A 20181-nucleotide genomic window follows, 5' to 3' on the forward strand; every position below is an offset into this window, starting at 1 on the left:
CCGAAGCCGTAACACGCGGAATTTCTTCCGCGGGAAGAGCAAGATCGCTTCGGGGGTGACCCGACGCCTCGACTAGAGAAAGTTCTCCTTCACCATCTCCCAGACGTCGCCTCCCCGGCCATGCAGAATGGCGCGAGTCGAATAGAGCGCCATCCCGATCGCCGGCTCAATCTGCGTGAACGGCGGCATGACCAGTTGCATCGGGTTGACGTGCACGTGCAGAAGCGCTGGCCCCGGTTGCGCCAGCCAGTCCTTGACCGCGTTCTCCAGCTGGTCCGCGTGCGAAACCGTCTGGCCCCAGAGACCCAGCGCGCGCGCAACCCCGGCAAAATTGGGATTCTTCAACTTCGTGAAGGTATCGAGCATCCCCTCGGCCTTTTGCTCGATCTCCACAAAGCCAAGCTTGCCGTTGTCATAGACGGCAATCTTGATCGGCAGCTCCTGTCCGACGATGGTCATCAGATCGCCGAACAGCATCGAAATTCCGCCGTCGCCTGCCATGCACACGACTTGCCGGCCGGGTTCTGCCTTCTGCAGTCCGATGGACCCCGGCATGCCGTTGGCCATCGTGCCATGAAGCAGGCTCGCGAAAATGCGGCGTTGACCGTTCGTGTCGATATGGCGATAGGCCCAGGCGGCCGGGGTACCGTCGTCGGCCGTGAATAGCGCATCCTTGGCCGCGTGGCGGTTGATCACCTGTGTCAGAAAGCTCCCGGGAATGCTGCCATCGTGGCCGGCAGCGACTTTGGCCAGTTGCGACTCCCGATACTTCGCATAGCGCTTGACGTATGCCGTTCGGAACGAGACGTCGGCACGCTCGACCAGCAGCGGCAGCAACGCCGCCATCGTCGCCTTGACGTCGCCGACAACGCCCTTCGAGATCGGGTGACGCCGCCCGAGATGGGTCGGGTCGATATCGACCTGCACGATCTTTGCCTTGTCGGGATAAAATTGCCGCCAGGCGAAGTCCGCGCCCAGCATCAACAACGCGTCGCAGTCCAACAAGGCGTGGTAGCCGGCCTCGTTGCCGAGCATCCCGGTCATTCCGATGTTGTGGGGATTGTCATGCTCGAGGAAATCCTTCGCCCGCGACGTATGTGCGATCGGCGCCTTCAGCCTGTCCGCAACCGCGAGAATCTCCTGATGCGCGCCCTGGCAGCCCGATCCGCCGTACAGCACGACGTTTTCGCTTTTGTTGAGAATTTCCGCGATCTCGGCGAGATCGGCGTCGTTCGGCCGCGTGACGGGCCTGGCGACATGAACCGCGTAAGGGATGTGGTCGTCCACGACGGAGGCGGAGACATCCGCCGGCACGATCAGAACGGCAACGCCGCGTTTCGCCAGCGCCGCCTGGCAGGCGATCACAGTCTTCCGTCGCGCCTGCTCCGGCGTGTGGATCATGTCGCAGAAGACGCTGCAATCACTGTAGACCTGCTTGAAGTCGACCTCCTGGATGAAATCGAAGCCCAGTTCGTCACGAATGATCTGACTTGCGATCAAAATGACGGGCGCCCGATTGCGATTGGCCTCATACAGCCCGTTGATGAAATGCAGGCTTCCGGGACCGCAACTCCCGGCAACGGCTGTCAGGCGATCGGCAACCAGCGCCTCCGCCTGGGCGGCGAACGCGCCGGCCTCTTCGTGTCGCATCGAGACCCACTCGATTTCGCTTTTTTCGAGCGAGCCGGCGATCCGGTTGAGCGTGTCGCCCACCACGCCGTAACAATGCTTGACGCCCGCATTTTGCAGGGTTTCGACAATGATATCCGCGACCAGTCTGCCCATTGCGCTCAATCCTGCTGTGACCGTTTGTCACAACGTGCACCCAATCGCGCGCCTGGGGCTTGTATCGGAATGCGAGGACTTGAACCCGCCTGCGCTGGAAGCGCGGTGTCTGCTTCAGCCGGATTGGAGCCGGTTGAGGACTTGCAGGGCGCGCACGTGATCGGGAGACAATATCCCGGCCGGCATTCGATCGACAGCCGCGCCGAGATGCTTGCCGGCTTCCGGTGCGCGATGCTGTTTCAGTAACAGCTCCGCCAGGTCCGTCGCCGCCTTCAATTCAAACAGGGCAGCAGACTGCCGTTTCGCCCAATCGATTGCCGACAGCAAGCTTGCTTCTGCTTCGGGATAGTCCTCGTGCGATCTGGATGCCAGGACGACGCCTTTCACTCTCATCAACGCCGGCACGAACAGAAATTTTCCCCCACGTTTTTGCGCGTCGAGGGCATTCGACACCAGCGTCAAGGCCTCCTCGTGACGGCCGGAAGCAGCAAGACCCGCGCCGAGATCGCTGACGAAATCCATATTGAGCATTTCATGACGCTGGGCCTCGAGCTCTTCCGACGCCCTCTCCAGCAACGGAACGCCGTCGCGAACATTGTCTTGAAGCAGAAGCCAGCGGCCTCGCAACCCGGTAGCGATGGCCTGGAGCGGCTTGAGGGCGTGAGCTGCGGAGAGGTCGCTCAATTGCGCGATGTATTGCTCAGCCCTCGGCCAATCCTCCAGCGCCAGATAGACAGGGAGAATCAGGATCAGGGCTCGACACAAGGTCGCCGGATAGCCGGACTTTTCCCCTTCCTCTATCGCGAGCCTCGCGTAGTGCAGCGATTGGTCGAGTACCCCCCGATACAACAGGGAGCGCGCCATGCCGGCAAGCGAGAGGGTGGTGTGGTGAAACAAATAGTGTCCGGCGCGCAAACGCGCGCCCGGTGCCGAGTGGCGCAGGCTCGCTTCGAAATGCCCCTGTGCAGCGAGATGATTTCCCGCCAGATGATTGGCGGCCCCCAACATCGTCTCGGCAAATGCCATGTCGTCAGGATCTCGTATTTTCAAGGCCACCTTTTGGCTTCGCGCGGCGATATCGAGCGCGCGGTGAATGTCGGTGGTCCAGCTCGAATACAGGAACAGTCCGCTCAGGAGCCTGAACTCCTGGGCAAGGTCCGAAGCGGGAACCTCCATCTCGCGGCGGCGGTTGCCATACCGATCTTCCAGCCGGGCAATTCCCTGTTCTGCCCAGCCCTGCCATTCGGTCAAGAGCGACAGTTCCATAAACGGCTGCGTTGAAGCGACCGCAAGTCGTGTCGCGATCTCGTCACTGCCGTCCGATCCAAAGCTCCATTCCAGCGCCGACCTGATATTGCTGAGTTGTCGGGAATAGGCTGCCACTCGTTCAGTCCTTGGTAGGGCCGACAGCATTTCCTTCTGCGATTCGAGCTGTTCGGTGACGTATTCAACATGCCGCAGGAAGATCGGGTGAAACTCGCCATGCTCTTCCAGCTTTTCAAGCGCATATGCCCGCGTCGTGTCCAACAACCGATACTGCGCCTGCGCCTCATCGATCCGCGTTGCAATCAATGACTTCTCGACCAGGCCGGCGATCGCGTCAAAAACTTCGCCGGCGCCTACGCCGAGTTCACCCGCGACATGCCGCGCGCCTTCGAGGGTGAAATGACCGACGAAGGGAGCAATGCGTCGAAGAACAATCCTCTCCGCATCGGACAGCAGATCGTAGCTCCAATCCAGTGTCGCCTTGAGTGTCCGGTGCCTGGGCACGGCCGTCCGATGGCTCAGTTTCAGCAATTCCAGCCGGGACACCAGCCGGGCAACCGTATTCTTGATGCCGAGTATGGCCACCTGGCCCGCCGCCAACTCGATCGCCAGGGGTATGCCATCCAGCTTTCGGCACATTTCCGCGACAAACGGCGCTTCCTCGTCGGTGAGAACGACGCCTCCCGCCCTCGCCGCCACGCGCCGTACAAACAATTGCACGGCCGGATATCGAAGCACGATATGTGCCGTCTGTTCGGAGCCATCAGGCGGAACATCAAGCGGAAGAACCCGGCAGCAATGCTCGCCTTCGACTTTCAGCAATTCGCGACTCGTGGTCAGAAGATGGATCTGATCCGTTTCCTGGTACAGTTGTTCGGCAACCAGGGCGACCGCCTCGATCACGTGCTCACAGCTGTCGAGAATGATGAGAAGCTTTTGCGAACGAACGAGGTCGACCAGTTCCAGGCCGGGATCTTTCGATTTAAGCGCAAGTCCCAGAGATGTCGCGATGGCGCCTGCAACATGCCGCGGATCGGCAAGGCTCTCCAGATCAACAAAATGGACTTTGCCGTCAAACTCTTCGGCAACGGCGCGGCCAACCGCCAGGGCAATGGTCGTCTTGCCAATGCCGCCGGGGCCAAGCAGCGTTACGAACCGCGCTTCTCGCAGCCGGTCGCGGACCTCGCTGACGGCGGTTTCGCGCCCGATCATCGTGATCGGTCGCTGGGGAAGCCTGCCGTGTTGCCGGAGCCTGACGTTTCCGCTTTCCGTGCCAGGCGCGTGGGAGACAATGCTGCCGACGAACGAGTATCCGCGTCCCTTGATGTTTGCGATGTAGCGGTTGCCAAATTGGCCGTCACCAAGTGCCTTGCGGATCGCGGCGACGTGGACCCGGATGCTCCCCTCCTCGACGGTCACGTCCGGCCAGACGTGATCGATCAGTTCCTGCTTTGCGATCACCTCACCCGGTCGCCCGGCAAGGTAGATCAGGATGTCCAGGGCTCTGCTGCCAAGGGGCAACACCTCGCCCTCGCGTCGCAACAGCCTTTCCTTGCTCGAAAGCTCAAAGGGGCCAAACTGCAGATTTCCCTGAGGATCATCGTCAACCATGGCTCTTGGCCTGGACCTGGGTTGCTTGTCCGGGTGTTCAACTATCCGTGGGAAACCCAAGCGTGCGTTCCTGATAGACATGGGCTTGTTTCGGCTCTTCGGTCAGCTTTGTCCGATGATGTCCGGCGCTTCCTTCTCGCTACCAGAGATCGTACACTTTTGTCACCCGGGGTACCCCCCGAATGGGGGACCAACTCACGGCGATAAGGGGGAGCCCTTGATCCAGCCGCGATCGAGCCATCTTGCTATTGGAACGGCGACCTCGCCCGGCAGGGGACAGCTGCCATTCCTCGCGACCAAGATTTTGCCGGCACGATTCGGCGGGCTGGTCGCGCGTCCCCGGCTCGTTGCGGTCCTGTCCGAACTCCCGGCCAAGCGACTTGCCGTCATCAAGGCGCCGGCCGGCTTCGGCAAGAGTTCGCTGGCGGCCGCTTGCGCCGAGAAGCTCGAGCAAGACGGCAACTGTGTTGCGTGGCTGACCATCGATTCAGACGACGACGAGGCCACGCGGTTTCTATTTTACGTATCTCAGGCCCTGCACCATGCCTGCCCGGACGTGGGCGCCGGCGCAATTGGGCTGATCCTCGAGAACAACCTGATCGACCCGACAGCGATCCTGTCGAGCCTGATCAACGATCTGGCGGAGATAGAGGATGATGTTTATCTGTTTCTCGAAGACTATCACTGGCTCGGCGCTGCTCGCATCCATCAGACGGTGGCGTATTTTCTGAAGCACGCGCCGTCTAACTGTCATGTGGTGCTTACGACGCGTACCGAACCTCCCCTGCCCCTTGCGACCCTGCGAGCCCAGAATCAGCTGATCGAGATTGATTCCGCCAGCCTGCGATTCGACATGCAGGAGACACAGGCATTTCTGGACCACGCCAAGCCTGGCGCTCTGGAACTCCCCGATGTCCAACTCTTGCAGCGCAAGACCGAAGGGTGGCCCGCCGCCCTGCGAATTGTTGCGTCGATGCCCTCACAGTTCGGACTGGCCTTCAGGGAGTACGTACAAAACCTCTCGGGTTCGCAGCGTCCGATTGCGGCCTATTTGTCGGAGATGCTGGATACGCTTCCCGTCGAAATGGTCGACTTCATGCTGCGAACGGCCATTCTCGATCGGCTCTCCGGTCCGCTATGCGAGGCCGTAACCGGCTCGAGCGCGAGCCGCACAATCCTGGCATCGCTTGCCGAGCGCCAGATGCTGCTCACCCCGCTCGATAATGACGGGGTGTGGTTTCGCTATCACACGCTGTTCGCCGAATATCTGAAACGGAGGCTGGAGGCGGACCGCGGACTTGAAATTCCCGAGCTGCACGGGCGCGCCGCTGCCTGGTATGCCTCCCACGAATTGTGGACCGATGCGGTCCAGCACGCGATTGCAGCCGGCGCTTCCGATCGTGCGATCGGCTGGATCAACAATTGCGCCATGGCTTTGATAAAACGAGGCGATCTCTTCACCTTGCTCGAATGGCAGCGCCAATTTCCCGACGAACTCATGCGGGGGCAGCCCGAAGTCAGGCTGGCGATCGCCTGGGGATTGGCGCTCGGCCTGCGTTTTGATGAAGCCCTGCAGCTCGCAACTGAAATAGAGAAAGATATCGCTGCAACCCAGCCGCCGGAGAGCGACTTGCTGTGCGAATGCCAGGCAATCCGCTCTGTTGCCATCGCGCTGAAGGATGACAGCGAGCGGGCACTGCCTCTGGCACAGGATTGCGTGAATCGTTCGTCCGATCCCTGGACTGCGAATGTCGCCTCAAACGTCGTTCGCTTCGGCCACCTGCAAGCCGGTGACTTCAAGCAGTTCTATGCGACGCCCTGGATGCCCTATTCGCCGGACGAAGACCGGAGAAACGTATTCGCGTCGGTATATCGGCGCTGCCTTCAGGGTGTTGCAGAGCTCCGGCAGATACGTCTCGCCGCCGCGGAGGGTCACTACCGTGAGGGGTTGCGCATTGCGGAACAGTATGTCGGCCCCCACTCGGTGGCCGCGGCGTTGCCGACCAGCCTGATTGCACGGATCTTCTACGAGCAGGGCCAGCTCGACGAGGCGGAAGCGCTGGTGATCGATCGCGCATCGCTGATCAACTCCGGCACGATGCTCGACTGTGTTCGCAGCGCCTATTTCGTGATGGCCAGAGCCGCGGCTGCGCGGATGAACCTCGAGCGTTCCCACACGCTGCTGGAGCGGGCTGAAAACCATGGCATCTCGCGGGATTGGGGAAGGTTGACGGCGGCCGCAACGGCGGAACGAGCGCGGCTCTACCTCAACGAAGGCCGCGTGGATGAAGGCGCCGCATGCGTCGATCGCCTGGAGCGTCTTGCGAAACAGTACCCGGCGCCCCGACTTTGTGCCTGGTCGGAAATTCAATGGGACCACAAACTGGCCCGCGCTCATTTGTTGGGGCAACGGGAGCGTCCCGAGGAAGCGATGTCAGTCCTGCGGGAGCTGCAGCGCGAAACCGAAGCCGCACATCATCGCTACTTCCTAATCCGGGTCGAGATACGGCTCTCGGCGCTTCAGCTCCGCCTCGGCAAGGCCGCGGAGGCAACCAGTCGATTTCGCCGTGTTCTTGCTGCCTGCGCAGGCGGAGGTCTCTACCAGATCATTCTGGACGAGGGGTCGATCACTTCCGAACTCGTCCAGATGGTCCAGCAGAGTGGCAGCCTTGGCGCGCATTTGACGTCTTATGTCGATCGGCTCGTGACAGATTCGCAAAGGGCACGGCAAGATCGCCTGACACCGGCCTTCAGAGTCCAGGCGCTGCACGCCTTGAGTCCCCGCGAGACCGACATCCTCACGCTGATCGCGGGAGGATTGTCCAACAAGGAAATCGCCCGCAGCCTATATATTGGGCCTGAGACCGTGAAGTCGCACCTCAAAAACGTTTTCACCAAGCTGGGTGTTGAGAAGCGCGCGCAAGCGGTATCACGCGCACAGACCCTCGGCCTTGTCACGACGCAGTGAGGCGTCGCGCTGGAACGCTTGTCTGTTCGAGGATTTGCCTCGCCAAGACAAGATCGGGTGTCGCCAGACCTTCGGTAAACCGACTGTAGATCGGTTCGATGAGATCATGGGCGCTCCGGACTTGACCCCGATCAATCCACAGCCGCGCGAGTTCCAGCCCTGCCCGTAACTCGAACGAAAGCGCCGATTGCCGTCCCGCCAGCGCCACCGCCTCCTCGAAACACTCCTGAGCCGGACCAGTCTGCCCGGCCTCCCCGCACCCAAGCGTCATGCCTTTTGCCAAAAAGAGGGCCGGAAGGTGAAGAGGCCTGTTCGAACCAAGCTGCGTTCCGATCGAAGCGTCGATCAGAGCCAACGCTTCAGTGCGCTGGTCTTGTTTTGCCAGGTTAACCGCCAACTCGGCGACGAAATCCGTTACCTGCATTTCGTATCGCAGGACCCGCAACTTCTCCAAACAATCTTGCAGATGACGTATGCCGTCCGTTGTCTGGCCGGCGCGAATCAAGTGCCGTCCCCTGAGTCCCATGGCGACCGCGCGAAATGGCTCCAACGAATATTGCTCCGCGATGAGCTCGAGCTCGGAAAGGTCCCGCTCGACCTCTTCCAGATGGTCGATCCAGAAGTAGAACGGCATCGTCTGAATAAAGGCCCGACACAGCGCGATCGGATGGTTCGATCTCCCGGCTTCCTCGATGGTTCTTTCAGCATAGGCGCCGGCTCTGTCGAGATTGCCGGCGAACCAATGCGATCGGGTAAGGTTGAACAGCGATGTAGAACGCAGATCGAACAGATACTGTGTTGCGTTGAACCGTCGGGAAGGCGGCGAGCCATGCAGCGCCCGTTCGAGGTGTTTTGGCGCGCGGACGTGGTCGGCGAGCATGTAGTACGCGGCTCCGAGCAACGCGTCTGCAACGGCTGCATCTTCGGGATTTCCCGTCGTCTTCGCGACAGACTCGGCGCGCAACGCAACTTCGAGGCTGCCAGCCGCGTCGATCGTGCGATGAAGATACATCGACAGCCCGCTCAGGAGACGCAATTGCTGATAGGTATCCTCTAGCTGCTCTGCGAGCGTCAACGCCGTATCGAAGGCCTCGCGCACCCTTTCGCTATTCCCGGCGGTGAACATCAGGGACAATGCGAGCGAAGCATGGATTTCCATCTGGTCCCGCGGATCACAGTCCGCAGCCATCCGATCGAGCGCCCGCTCCATCCAACCTCGGCATTCCACAAAAAGCGACTTGGCCAGAAACAGCTGTGAAGCTGCGGCCGCTAATCTCATGGCTTTGCGGTCGTCTCCGCCGGCACCAAAACTCCATTCAAGCGCGGCACGGATATTTCCCAGATAGTCTCGCGCGGCCGCAGCGTCCGTCGACTCCAGATCCAGGAGGTTGACCGGGTTGCCTTCCAGCATTCGAACCAGGAAACTCGCGTGCCGACCGGCAATGGAATCTTGTTCGCCACTGGCAGCCAATTTCTCCAAAGCGTAGGCGCGCGTCGTATCAAGCAACCGGTAGCACGGTCCCTGCGAGCTGGTCCAAACCCCGATCAGGGATTTATCGACCAGATTTCCCAACGCGCCCGCGATCTCGGACTCGTCAATCCCCGCCTCCTCCGCCACTGCGAGCGCCGCCTCCGGCGTGAATTGCCCTGCGAAAATTGCGACACGTCGCAACAGGACCCGTTCGATCTCCGAAAGATAGTCGTGGCTCCAGTCCAGCATTGCGATCAGCGTTTGATGCCGCGGATTTGCGGTCCGCCGGCCGAACTTCAGGAGATCGAGGCGCGAACCCAGTCTTGCAACGGTATTACTGACGCCGAAGATAGCGGCTCTTCCGGCGGCGAGTTCGATGGCGAGCGCAATGCCGTCGAGCTTGCGGCAAATTTCGGCAACCATGGGAGCTTCGTCGTCACGAAGCGAAAACTCGCCGCGACGGGCACTGACCCGCTCGGCGAACAGCCGTACGGCCGGATAGGCAATTACCTCTGACGCCGTCAGCCCCGGCCGATCCGGCGGGCAATCCAGGGGACAAAGACGAAGTACGTGTTCACCAGGAACGTGCAATGCCTCCCTGCTGGTCGCAAGCATGTAGACGTCGGGGGCATTTTGAACAATATAGCCGGCGATGTCAGCGGTTTTTCCGATGAGATGCTCGCAACTATCGAGAATGACGAGCACCCTGCGGAAGCGCAGAAAATTAAGCAGCGCTTGCTTTGGATCGACCAGCTGCGGGCCGAGTCCAACCGCGGAAGCAATCGCCCCGATGACATGCTCCTGGTCGTTGACGGTTGAAAGATCGACAAAGAATGCCGCACCAGAGAAGTCGGCCAACGCCCCGTGTCCGACGGACAGGGCAACCGTTGTCTTGCCGATACCGCCGGCACCCAGAATCGTAATCAGGCGCTGTTCCGTCTTCAGCAAGCCCTGAATCTCATGGATAACATTGCTGCGACCGACCATGCGGCCCAGCGCGGGTGGCAGGCTGGACATTCCTGCAGATGCATTGGCCCTGACGTGGTCCGGGGGAAGGCGGGCGACCGGCGCGATGAAGCTGTAACCCTGGCCCTGTATGCTCGCAATGTACTTGTTACCGAACTGACCGTCGCCCAATGCCTTGCGCAGCGCCGACAGATGGACGCGAAGACTGCCCTCCTCGACCGTTACGTCAGGCCATGCCCGGGCCATCAGCTCGGCCTTCCCGACAACCTCACCGGCGTTTTCGAGAAGCGCAATCAGGATGTCGTAAGCCCTTCCCCCAAGTGGAATGACCTGGTTCGCTTTCCTGAGGGAACGCTCGGCTACATTGAGCTCGAATGGGCCAAAGCCGAGCCGGATCGCGCTGGGGAAGCCAATTTCTTGAATCGAGCCACTTTTTTGAATCGAGTCACTTTTTTGAATCGACATGGGCCATTCCGCCAGGATCCTCGACGAGTCGGTTGTTTCGCCGCTCGTCGTCGGTCCTGTGCAAATACACTCCCAGCCGATCAAGTGTTAGCCGAAACCTCCCCCAGCAACAAGCCGTCAGTGTAACGAGTCGGTGACGCTGTCGGGCCGGTATGAGCCGTTCAACACCTGCTTGGCCAATCGCAGATCGGGGGTCTCAAAGCCCTCCCGGAATTTCGCGTGGGTGGCTTGCAGGGTCCGCCACGCGGCTTCCTTTCGCCCGAGCGACTTCTCGGCAATGGCGAGACTGGTTGCGGCTCTCAGCGTCCACGACAAGCTTCCTTGCCTGTCCGATATTTCGATTGCCCGAAGAAAATACGCTCTGCCAACGGCCAGCCCTTCGTTGCTGCTCAAGGCCAATTCGCCCCTGATGCGGAGCAACTCGGGCGCATGAAGTTGATTTTCGTCATCGAGGTTGATTTTCGCCCGTTCGAAAACGGCCATGGCCTGCCGGGGGCGACCAGCAACGGCTACACATCGTGCAAACTCTGCCTGCAGGATCGGATGGAAAACGCCGTAGCGCGCCGCAGACAGCTTCTCCAGTCCAGAATAAAGCAACTCGGCGGCCGTCTCGGTGTCTCCTTGCCTGACCCTGCCGAGCGCCTGCAGGGCAAGGCCGAATCCGTGATAACTCTCTACACCGTACTTGCCGGCATGCTCGACGAGTTCGTTGACAAGTGCTTCGGTCCGGTCATCCGCATCTGCCAGATATGCGTTGAAGCTTGTCCCGGCGAGCGCCACGCACAAGGGGACGGCGTGGCCGAGTTGGCGCGCCTCGGCCAGAGACATCTGATTAAGTCGCCGCGCATGATCGGGAGAGCCGCGCAGCCACGCCACACTTGACAGGATCATCAACGCATCCACCTTGCGGTCGTAGCCGAAGCGTTTGATCAGCGCCTGTCGCGAAGCCTCATCATCACGATGGAGCGACATCTCAAGGCAGTTTTCGGCATCCAATAGTCGCCCGGTGTGGTGGTAACTGATACCACGCATGTAGTTGGCCATTGCGATCGCCCCGCGATCGCCGACCTTTTGCGCGACCTTGCCGCAGCGTTCCGCCAGTTCAATTGCTTCAGCGTATCGTGGAATCCGGATCTTGTGCGCCCAGAGAACGAGCAGGGAAACCAGTTGATGTTCGATATCGCCAAGTCCCTCGGCGAGAAGATGCGTCTTGGCCCAGGTCGCGTATGACTCTTCGGTCATCCCGCCTGTGAACATCATGGTACTGGCGAGGGCCGATTGAATGACCATCTCCTGTCTCGTGCCTGAATTCACGCCTTTGAGATGCCCGACGGCTTTCGACATCCATTCGCGGCATTCGGTGAGCAACGCCATACCCATCCAGGTGCTTGCCGATGCCGCCGCAAGTTTGACGCCGATTTCCGTATCGCCCGCGACGGAAAACGCCCAGTTCAGGGCGGCTCGGAGATTGTCGACCTCTATCGCAAGCGCCTTGGACCAGCCCGATGCATCCATCGCGGCGCCCTGCCTGAACAGGTCGGTGAAATAGAGGGCGTGACGGCGGCGAAGAAGGTTCTGCTCATCGCTCTGGGCCAGTCGTTGCAAGGTAAAGGCGCGAGTGGTGTCGAGCAAACGCAGCCGTCCCTCGTGTCCCTGAGCGGCAATCATCGATTTCGAACGAAGCTCCCAAACGCAATCCGATACATTTGCTTCATCCACCGCCTCATCGGCGACAACGGCGACCGCCGCTTCGAATGAAAATCCGCCAGCGAAAACGCTGAGCCGGTTCAATACGCGCTTCTCTGCCTCGCCGAGCAGGTCGTAGCTCCACTCCAACGTGGCGCTTAACGTCTGGTGCCTCGACGGGGCGGTTCTACGCCCCACCCATGACAGGTTTAGTCGCTCGTCGAGCAGGGTTGCGGTCCCGCTAAGGCCAAATATGTCGACCCTGCAGGCTGCAAGCTCGATCGCCAATGGAATACCATCAAGCCGCCGGCAGATTGCCACGGCAATCGGCGCATCCGCATCGGTCAATACGAAGTCACTTCGCACCGCCCGCACGCGATCGACCAGCAGTTGAACAGATGGATATTGCAGCGCATCCCGCGCTGACAGGCTGCTATCTTCCACAGGGCATTCAAGCCCGCCGAGTTCGAAGACATGTTCACCTTCGACACGCATCGCCTCCCGGCTGGTCGCGAGCAAGTGCAATGTCGGGACATGGCGAATCAATTCTTCAGCGACAGCCGACGCTCCATCGATAACGCGTTCGCAACAGTCGAGGATGATGAGCGTTGGCTTTTCCTGCAAACGATCGATCAAGGCTGGTACGATATCGTTTGTTTGTACCGACACGCCGAGTGCGATGGCCACGGCCGGCGCAACGAGCGAAGCGGCGCCGAGAGCACTGAGGTCGACGAAATGAACCTGGCCGTTGAAAATGCCGCCCATCTCATGGGCAACTGCCACCGCTATCGTGGTCTTGCCGGTGCCGCCAGATCCGACGATTGTCACAAACCTCTGGTCGTTCAGCTTCATCTGGATCGCGGCGAGAGCGTCCTTTCGTCCAAGCATCCGCATCAAGCGCCCAGGCAGTCTGGACCTCGAAGATGGATGGTGATCCCCCGACGTTGGCGAGGAAAGTGACGTCACCGGTACGACGAAGCTGTACCCCCGTCCCGGCACGTTCGCGATATATCGCCTGCCAGGGTCGTTCTGATCGAGAGCTTTCCGTAGCGCCGAGATGTGGACGCGCAGGCTGACTTGTTCGGCTCCTCTCTCTGGCCAAACGCGCTCGATCAGGGTCCTCCCGCCGACGACCTTGTTTGCCTGCTCCGCCAGGACGATGAGGAGATCCATGGCGCGCGCGCCGAGCGGTACGACCTTGGCGCCATTAGTCAGAAGCCTGCTTCCGATCGACAGTTCGAAAGGGCCGAAGCTCAGCACTTTTCCGCGCTGATCGTTCATGAGATATTCTGGTCCATGCCGGTTCTCGAGGCGACCTCGTCAGGGATTCCACGCTCGCGCCGCCAGTTGGCCGGGCTCTGACCAAAGGCCTGCCTGAACAGTCTGCACAGATGTGCCTGATCCGAAAAGCCCACGCTCAAGGCGATGTCGCTCAGCGGTGCCGCGCCTGTTATCATCAGGTGGCAGGCTTTCTCCAGACGCCTTCTGACCACATAGGCATGGGGCGACTCGCCAACCGCCAGTTTGAATTTCCGGGAGAAGTGCGCCGGGCTGCGACGCGCGACCGCGCTGAGATCCCGGATGTGAATGGTACGGTGCAAATTGCCGTCAATGTAAGCTCGCACGCGAAGGATCTGCCAAGCCGCCAGACCGCCTCTTGCTAGGCCGTGAGCGCCCGAACAGCGTTCGATCTCCGCTTGCAGGATGTGCGATGCAGTGACCAGCGACGCTTTGGCCGCCTCCTGATCACGTCCCAACTCTCGCCTTGCAGTTTCAACCAGCTTGGCCACGCTGTTCGCAATCAGGTGGAACTGTTGATCGGCCGCCAAGGAAGACTCTGGTGCGGTGGTTTGAAGTCCTTCCATGAGCACTCCCTCGACGAGCTATCCGAGGCTTCGGATCGAGGGAAGAGTGCAGCAGCGGGCGCCTTTTGGCTCGTTAATCAGCGTTATGGAAGGTTAATGTTGACGCACCGCACTAGACGTTTTTCATATAATATATCAACGTGTTGCGCGACTTTATGGCGCAGCTTCGTAGCAATTTTGAACACTTCGGCAAGCCTCGCATCGAAAAATGCGATGAGAGACCAAGCTCGCCAACAACGCCCCGGCCGAGGGTCTCCGCGGGACGGGGGGTGCCGCGAAGACCCTCCGGCGAAGCAAGGGACTGTATGCTTCGCCGTTACGGTGAGAGTGCTTTCAGTTACTGCGAGCCGTGGTCCTCGAGGATCTTCAGATCGCTCACCGAGTATGAAAGTGAGTAGCGAAATCCGGACTCGATCCTTTTCGGTGCGAGCGCGTTGAGCTCTTCGCCGCTCGCTTCCGGAAAGTTGAGTTCGCCCTTCCCGATCCATGCGCCGGCAACCGTGAGATTGTCGGTGATCGACATCGCGAGTTCGTTTACCGCCGGCTTGTCCTGGTATCCGGCCGCCAGTCTCGGAAAGTATCGCAGCAAGACCGTGGGTCGGCTGAGGAGAGACAGTCCGTTCTCGACCGGTCTGTGCAAGGTGACGCAGGCTTCCGCAAGACGTTGGCCATGCGCCGAAAGACTGGCGCCGAACCGGCTGCCCGACGCAACCGGCGCCGCGGCGGGACCTGAAGCCGCAAAGGAGCGGGTCTGAAAAATGCTCCCCATTTTCTTGGGAAACCCCTGGGTCCAGCCGCGCGCCAGCGCAGCGTCGTTGTCGACGTAAATGTAGGGGCACCACATCACCGGCTCGTCGCGATACATGGCGTCGACCAGAATAAACGCCTCGCGATACTGATAGCGCGCCGGTTCGAGATATTCGTCGTCCTGTGCCGTGAATTGCCAATCCAGGAACATCATGACGGCGTGACCGTTTGAGTTCGGATCCGGCGAAAGACCATTCGGCAATGTCGCCGCCGTCGCCTCGGGGTCCGTCCAGAACTCGACCCCGACAACGTCGCCGGCATAGTGCCAGGGTGGCGGCGGTGTTAGTGCGGCCTGGCCGAACGGCGATTTCGGAACTGTAAAGCCCCTGAGCATTCCCATTTCCCGATGCATCACTTCCGGTGAAGACGTTAGCGAAACCAGCCGCAATTGATTTGATTGAAGTGCGTCTACTTGCACATTCTTGCCGCAAACCGGAGCGCGCCCTGTCGGGATCAGCCGCGATTGCTAGGCGGTAAGATCTGCCAGGACTTCGATATCGGTGACGGAATAGGAAAATGAGAAGCGATAGCCGCGCCCCACCTTCAGCGGCCCGAGCACTTCCAGCTCTTCGCCATAGGCCTCCGGAAAATCAAGCTCACCCCTGCCGCACCAGATGTCTGTAATCAGGAGATGGTTCGAGACGCATCGAACGAGTTCATCGACGGCCGGCTTGTCGTGCATGCCGGCGGAAAGCCGCGGAAAATATCGCCGTCCCACAATCCGGCGATCGAGCAGGCCAACAAGGCGCTCGGCCCTTTCCTGCAAGGTAACACGGGCTTGCACCAGCAAACGGCCATGGGCCGACATGCAGGCCGAGAACCTGCCGTCATGCACGAGTGGCGCCGAAGCAGCGCTCTCGGCGGCGAACGTGCGGGTCTGATGTACTGTCCCGAGCTTTCTCGGGTAACCCTGGATCCAGCCTCTCATCAACGCAGCGTCGTTGTCGACATAGCAATATGGACACCACGCTATTCGTGTCCCCTTCCATATCGCGTCGAGCAGGACGCTGAAGCCGCGACATTGATACCTGGCAGGATCCAGATACTCATCGTTCTGCGCCGTGAATTGGTAGTCCGTGAAGAGCGCGACGGAGTGACCCGAACGTTTCCTGTCAAGCTCGACACCCGCCGGAAGGATATGGACCGATACATCGGGATCATTCCAGAATTCCACCGCCAGGACATCACCTGCGAAATGCCAGGGAGGTGACGGCACCAATGCCGCAGCGCTCAGAGGGGACCGAGGCGCCGTGAATCCTTTCAGCATTTCTCGCCCCCACCGCCAGTGGCGTATCAGCCGCGCACCAACTCAACACGGAACATTAGCGTTGGTCTTGTTCCCGACGCTTGGACAAACACGTGACGACTTGGTGGTTTGTGCGCAGGCGACACCGATACGAAGCCGAATGAACCTGCGACGCCCCTCAGCGCTGCATCTGCATGTTCATCAGCTCTGGCCCCGGCATCATGCTGTCGTTCAGGTCTGCCATGATCAGAAGCGATCCAACGACCACCAGCCCGACGATCAGCACACCAAACGCCAGCGCCATCACGTTGTTGGTGTTGTCCGGCCCTGTAGTGACATGCAGGAAGAACACCAGGTGGATGCCCATTTGCGCGATCGCGAGGACGGTCAGGCCGAGCGAGACGCCTCCGACCCAAAGCAGCGACGTGTTGGCAACCCAGAACGACAAGGCTGTGAGGCCGACCGCGAGGACCAATCCGATCGAGTAGACGAGCACACCGGACGACGCGCCCTGTTCGACGTCGGGAAGTGCTGACGCGTCGCCGGGCGCGCGATCGTACTGCGTGTCGGTCATGAAAGAACTCCCATCAGATAGACCACCGTAAACAACCACACCCAAACGATGTCCAGGGCATGCCAGAACAGTGAAAAGCAGAGCAGACGCCGCTCCACGGTCGCGCGAAAGCCTTTGACGGCGACCTGGGCCATCATCACCGCCAGCCAGACCAGGCCGGCGGTGACATGCAGCCCGTGGCAGCCGACCAGTGTGAAGAAGGCGGAGAGGAAGGCGCTGCGTTGCGGACCGGCCCCGATCGCGATCATGCCGGCGAACTCCCGCACCTCCAGCACCAGGAACGCCGCGCCCAGCACGAAGGTGACGAGAGCGGCCCAATAAGTGCCGGCATAGCGCCGCGAGCCGATCGCCAGCGACATCAATCCGCAGGTGTAGCTCGACACGAGCAGGCAGCCGGTTTCGATCGCCACGCTGCGCTGGTTGAACAGCTGTACGCCGCCTGGCCCGCCCGCGGTCGCATGGTTGAGCACCGCGTAAGCGGCAAAGATTGCCGAAAACATCACGATATCGCTCAACAGGAAGACCCAGAAGCCGTAGCCAACGACGACCCGCTTGCTAGCGGGACCGGCCTCGCTTGCATTCGACCGCGCCTCGTAACGAACCTCATTATCAACTGCGACAGCCACGTTCATACTGCAATCTCCGCCTGGTTCGCCTGTTCGAAACGCGCAACCTGCTCGGCCGGAATTTCGATTTCCTCTTCGTCGCGAAACGCGAAGGCAAGCATGGTCAGAAAGATTCCGATCGCGCCCGCACCCGCCATCCACCAGATGTGCCAGATCATGGCAAAGCCGGCGACAACGGCGAAAAAGGCGATGATGAAGCCGGTCGCGCTGTTTTTCGGCACCTCGATCGGCTCGAATTTTTCCTGTATCGGCTGGGCTTGCGTCCGCTCGCGCTGCTTCCTGTTCCAGAGAGCGTCGAGACCTCTGACCTGCGGAAGCACGGCGAAATTCCAGGCTGGCGGCGGCGAAGCGGTCGCCCATTCCAGCGTGCGACCGTTCCACGGGTCCGCCGTCACCTTCAGTTGTTCGCGGTTGCGGATCGACACCACGAGCTGGATGACCTGGCTGACGATGCCAACGAGAATGACGACGACGCCGAACGCCGCGACCACCAACCATGGTTGCCAGCTGGCGACGTCGTAATGCTGCATGCGGCGGGTCATGCCCATGAGACCCAGCGCGTAGAGCGGCATGAAGGCGATGTAGAAGCCGATCAGCCAGCACCAGAACGAAACCCGGCCCCATCGTTCGTCGAGCTGGAAGCCGAATGCCTTGGGGAACCAGTAATTGTAACCCGCCATCAGCCCGAACAACGTGCCGCCGATGATGACATTGTGGAAATGCGCGATCAGGAACAGGCTGTTGTGCAGCTGGAAGTCGGCGGGAGGCACCGCCATCAACACGCCGGTCATGCCGCCGATCACGAACGTCACCATGAAGCCGATCGACCACAGGATCGGGACGGTGAACCGGAGGCGGCCGCCGTACATCGTGAACAGCCAGTTGAAGACTTTGACGCCGGTCGGCACGGCGATGATCATCGTCATGACACCGAAGAAGCCGTTGACGTTCGCGCTGGCGCCCATGGTGAAGAAGTGGTGCAGCCAGACAACGAATGACAGCACGCAAATCGCCATCGTCGCGGCAACCATGGAGCGATAGCCAAACAACGGCTTGCCGGAGAAGGTCGAGACGACCTCGGAAAAAATGCCGAATGCCGGCAAGACCAGGATGTAGACTTCGGGGTGACCCCAAACCCAGAACAGGTTGACGTACATCATCGCGTTGCCCTGGCCGTCGGTCGTGAAGAAATGAAAGCCGAGGTAGCGATCGAGCAGCAGCATCGCCAGGGTCGCGGTCAGAACCGGAAAGGCCGCGACGATGAGCAGGTTCGCCGCGAGCGACGTCCAGCAGAACACCGGCATGCGCATATAGCTCATCCCCGGTGCGCGCGTTTTCAGGATCGTTGCGACGAAGTTTATGCCCGTCATCAACGTGCCGACGCCGGAGATCTGTAGGGCGCAGAGGTAATAGTCGACGCCGACCCCGGGCGAATATTGCAGCTCGCTCAGCGGCGGATAGGCGACCCAGCCGGCCTTCGAGAACTCACCGACCGCGAGCGAAATATTCGTCAGGAGAATACCCGATGCGGTCAGCCCGAGCGCCACCGAGTTCAGGGTCGGAAAGGCCATGTCACGGACGCCGAGCTGCAGCGGCACCACGAAATTCATCATCCCGATCACGAACGGCATCGCCATGAAGAAGATCATGATCGTGCCATGCGCCGAGAAGATTTGGTCGAAGTGCTCGGGCGGCAGGTATCCCTGCGCGCCGCCCGCCGCGACCGCCTGCTGCGCCCGCATCATGATGGCGTCGGCAAAGCCGCGCAGCAGCATGATCAGCGCGAGGACGATGTACATGATGCCGATGCGCTTGTGGTCGACCGAGGTGATCCACTCCCGCCAGAGATACGGCACATAACCCTTGAGAGTGACCCACGAAAGGATGGCTACGATGACCAGAACCATGCCGCCCGAAGCGCCCATGATGATGGGCTGGTCGAGGGGAATCGCGCTCCAATCAAGCTTGCCGAGTAGATTCATTTTTCCGCCCTCATTGACACCGGATTTCCGTGAGACATCGCGCCGTCGGCTTCCCGGATGCTGTCAAACAGACCGGGCGCAACCGACCGATAGGTGAATGGCGCCACCGCAGCGCTCGGCTTGGCGAGCTGCGCGTAGGTTGTGACAGTCAGCTCCGGGCCGACGTTGCGTGCGGTATCCACCCACTCAGAGAATTTTTCGGGAGCAACGGCTTCGACGTTGAAGTACATATCCGCAAAGCCCTCGCCGCTGTATTGCGCCGACATTCCGCGGTAGCTTCCCGGCTGGTCGGCCTGCAGGTGAAGGCGGGTCACCATTCCGGCCATGGTGTAGATCTGGCTGCCGAGCTGCGGCACAAAGAAGCTGTTCATCACGCCCGAGGACGTCAGCTCGAAGCTGACAGGCGTGCCTGCAGGGATCGCCAGGTAGTTGACGCTTGCAACGCCCTGATCGGGATAGATGAACAGCCATTTCCAGTCGAGCGAGGCGACCTGGACCCGCAGCGGCTTCACGGTGGATGCGATCGGTTTGCGCGGGCTCAAGTCATGTGAGCCCACCCACGCCACGCCGCCCACCAGGAACACGGTCATCGCGGGGATCGACCAGACCAGCATTTCGAGGCGGCCTGAATAGGCAAAATTCGGCCGATAGCGCGCACGCCCGTTTGATGCACGAAACCAGAAGGCAACGCCGAGCGTGGCAAGGATCACCGGGATTACGATCGCCAGCATGATGCCGAGCGCGTTGAGCAGAATCTGTCGGTCGGCGGCGGCAATCGGTCCTTTCGGATCGAGCACGCCTTCCGTGCAGCCGCCGAGCGTCGCGACACCGATCAGGATAACGGCAAGTAGACCGTATCGCAT

General features: G+C 60.6%; 12 protein-coding genes. 1 reads left to right on the plus strand and 11 read right to left on the minus strand.

Annotated elements, in window-relative coordinates:
* Positions 1-72: 72 nt before the first annotated feature.
* Positions 73-1785 carry a thiamine pyrophosphate-dependent enzyme gene (locus BLS26_RS03655; RefSeq protein WP_092508520.1) on the minus strand — a complete coding sequence of 571 codons (1713 nt, stop codon included), beginning with the start codon at positions 1783-1785 and terminating at the stop codon, positions 73-75.
* A 114-nt stretch (positions 1786-1899) separates the two neighbouring features.
* Positions 1900-4662, minus strand: coding sequence for a winged helix-turn-helix domain-containing protein (locus tag BLS26_RS03660; protein WP_172804533.1), 2763 nt, complete (start codon positions 4660-4662; stop codon positions 1900-1902).
* A 217-nt stretch (positions 4663-4879) separates the two neighbouring features.
* Here BLS26_RS03660 and BLS26_RS03665 point away from each other — a divergent pair, with 217 nt between their 5' ends.
* Positions 4880-7630 carry a LuxR C-terminal-related transcriptional regulator gene (locus tag BLS26_RS03665; RefSeq protein ID WP_197681310.1) on the plus strand — a complete coding sequence of 917 codons (2751 nt, stop codon included), beginning with the start codon at positions 4880-4882 and terminating at the stop codon, positions 7628-7630.
* On the opposite strand, the gene BLS26_RS03670 is transcribed toward BLS26_RS03665, so the two are convergent.
* The 9 genes from BLS26_RS03670 to cyoA all read right to left on the minus strand — a co-directional run bounded on the left by BLS26_RS03670 (position 7617) and on the right by cyoA (position 20181).
* Complete coding sequence (locus tag BLS26_RS03670; RefSeq protein WP_092508524.1) at positions 7617-10532, minus strand: winged helix-turn-helix domain-containing protein; 2916 nt, start codon at positions 10530-10532, stop codon at positions 7617-7619. The genes BLS26_RS03665 and BLS26_RS03670 overlap by 14 nt on opposite strands.
* Positions 10533-10649: 117 nt before the next feature.
* The gene (locus tag BLS26_RS03675; RefSeq protein WP_092508526.1) at positions 10650-13499 is read right to left on the minus strand and encodes a winged helix-turn-helix domain-containing protein; all 2850 of its coding nucleotides are present in this window, start codon (positions 13497-13499) and stop codon (positions 10650-10652) included.
* The gene (locus BLS26_RS03680) at positions 13496-14083 is read right to left on the minus strand and encodes a helix-turn-helix domain-containing protein (RefSeq protein WP_092508528.1); all 588 of its coding nucleotides are present in this window, start codon (positions 14081-14083) and stop codon (positions 13496-13498) included. The genes BLS26_RS03675 and BLS26_RS03680 overlap by 4 nt, the downstream gene beginning before the upstream one ends.
* Positions 14084-14420: 337 nt before the next feature.
* Positions 14421-15224 (minus strand): acetoacetate decarboxylase family protein, encoded by an 804-nt coding sequence (locus BLS26_RS03685; protein ID WP_092508530.1) that lies wholly within the window; start codon positions 15222-15224, stop codon positions 14421-14423.
* A gap of 132 nt (positions 15225-15356) precedes the next feature.
* A complete protein-coding gene (locus tag BLS26_RS03690; RefSeq protein ID WP_092508532.1) occupies positions 15357-16157 on the minus strand; it encodes an acetoacetate decarboxylase family protein in 801 nt (266 codons plus the stop codon).
* A gap of 157 nt (positions 16158-16314) precedes the next feature.
* Complete coding sequence (cyoD, locus tag BLS26_RS03695) at positions 16315-16710, minus strand: cytochrome o ubiquinol oxidase subunit IV (RefSeq protein WP_092508534.1); 396 nt, start codon at positions 16708-16710, stop codon at positions 16315-16317.
* Positions 16707-17342, minus strand: a complete 636-nt coding sequence (locus BLS26_RS03700; protein ID WP_092508536.1) for a cytochrome (ubi)quinol oxidase subunit III — start codon at positions 17340-17342, stop codon at positions 16707-16709. The genes cyoD and BLS26_RS03700 overlap by 4 nt, the downstream gene beginning before the upstream one ends.
* Positions 17339-19318: a cytochrome o ubiquinol oxidase subunit I gene (cyoB, locus tag BLS26_RS03705; RefSeq protein ID WP_092508538.1), complete on the minus strand. Its 1980-nt coding sequence runs from the start codon at positions 19316-19318 to the stop codon at positions 17339-17341. Before cyoB ends, BLS26_RS03700 begins: the two co-directional genes overlap by 4 nt.
* Positions 19315-20181 carry a ubiquinol oxidase subunit II gene (cyoA, locus tag BLS26_RS03710; protein ID WP_092508540.1) on the minus strand — a complete coding sequence of 289 codons (867 nt, stop codon included), beginning with the start codon at positions 20179-20181 and terminating at the stop codon, positions 19315-19317. The genes cyoB and cyoA overlap by 4 nt, the downstream gene beginning before the upstream one ends.

This window comes from Afipia sp. GAS231 (genome assembly GCF_900103365.1).
GTDB lineage: Bacteria > Pseudomonadota > Alphaproteobacteria > Rhizobiales > Xanthobacteraceae > Bradyrhizobium.

Coding starts and splice junctions, on each gene's coding strand:
- BLS26_RS03655 (WP_092508520.1), bottom strand. CDS start 1,785: ATGGGCAGACTGGTCGCGGATATCATTGTCGAAACCCTGCAAAATGCG.
- BLS26_RS03660 (WP_172804533.1), bottom strand. CDS start 4,662: ATGGTTGACGATGATCCTCAGGGAAATCTGCAGTTTGGCCCCTTTGAG.
- BLS26_RS03670 (WP_092508524.1), bottom strand. CDS start 10,532: ATGTCGATTCAAAAAAGTGACTCGATTCAAAAAAGTGGCTCGATTCAA.
- BLS26_RS03675 (WP_092508526.1), bottom strand. CDS start 13,499: ATGAACGATCAGCGCGGAAAAGTGCTGAGCTTCGGCCCTTTCGAACTG.
- BLS26_RS03680 (WP_092508528.1), bottom strand. CDS start 14,083: ATGGAAGGACTTCAAACCACCGCACCAGAGTCTTCCTTGGCGGCCGAT.
- BLS26_RS03685 (WP_092508530.1), bottom strand. CDS start 15,224: ATGCTCAGGGGCTTTACAGTTCCGAAATCGCCGTTCGGCCAGGCCGCA.
- BLS26_RS03690 (WP_092508532.1), bottom strand. CDS start 16,157: ATGCTGAAAGGATTCACGGCGCCTCGGTCCCCTCTGAGCGCTGCGGCA.
- cyoD (WP_092508534.1), bottom strand. CDS start 16,710: ATGACCGACACGCAGTACGATCGCGCGCCCGGCGACGCGTCAGCACTT.
- BLS26_RS03700 (WP_092508536.1), bottom strand. CDS start 17,342: ATGAACGTGGCTGTCGCAGTTGATAATGAGGTTCGTTACGAGGCGCGG.
- cyoB (WP_092508538.1), bottom strand. CDS start 19,318: ATGAATCTACTCGGCAAGCTTGATTGGAGCGCGATTCCCCTCGACCAG.
- cyoA (WP_092508540.1), bottom strand. CDS start 20,181: ATGCGATACGGTCTACTTGCCGTTATCCTGATCGGTGTCGCGACGCTC.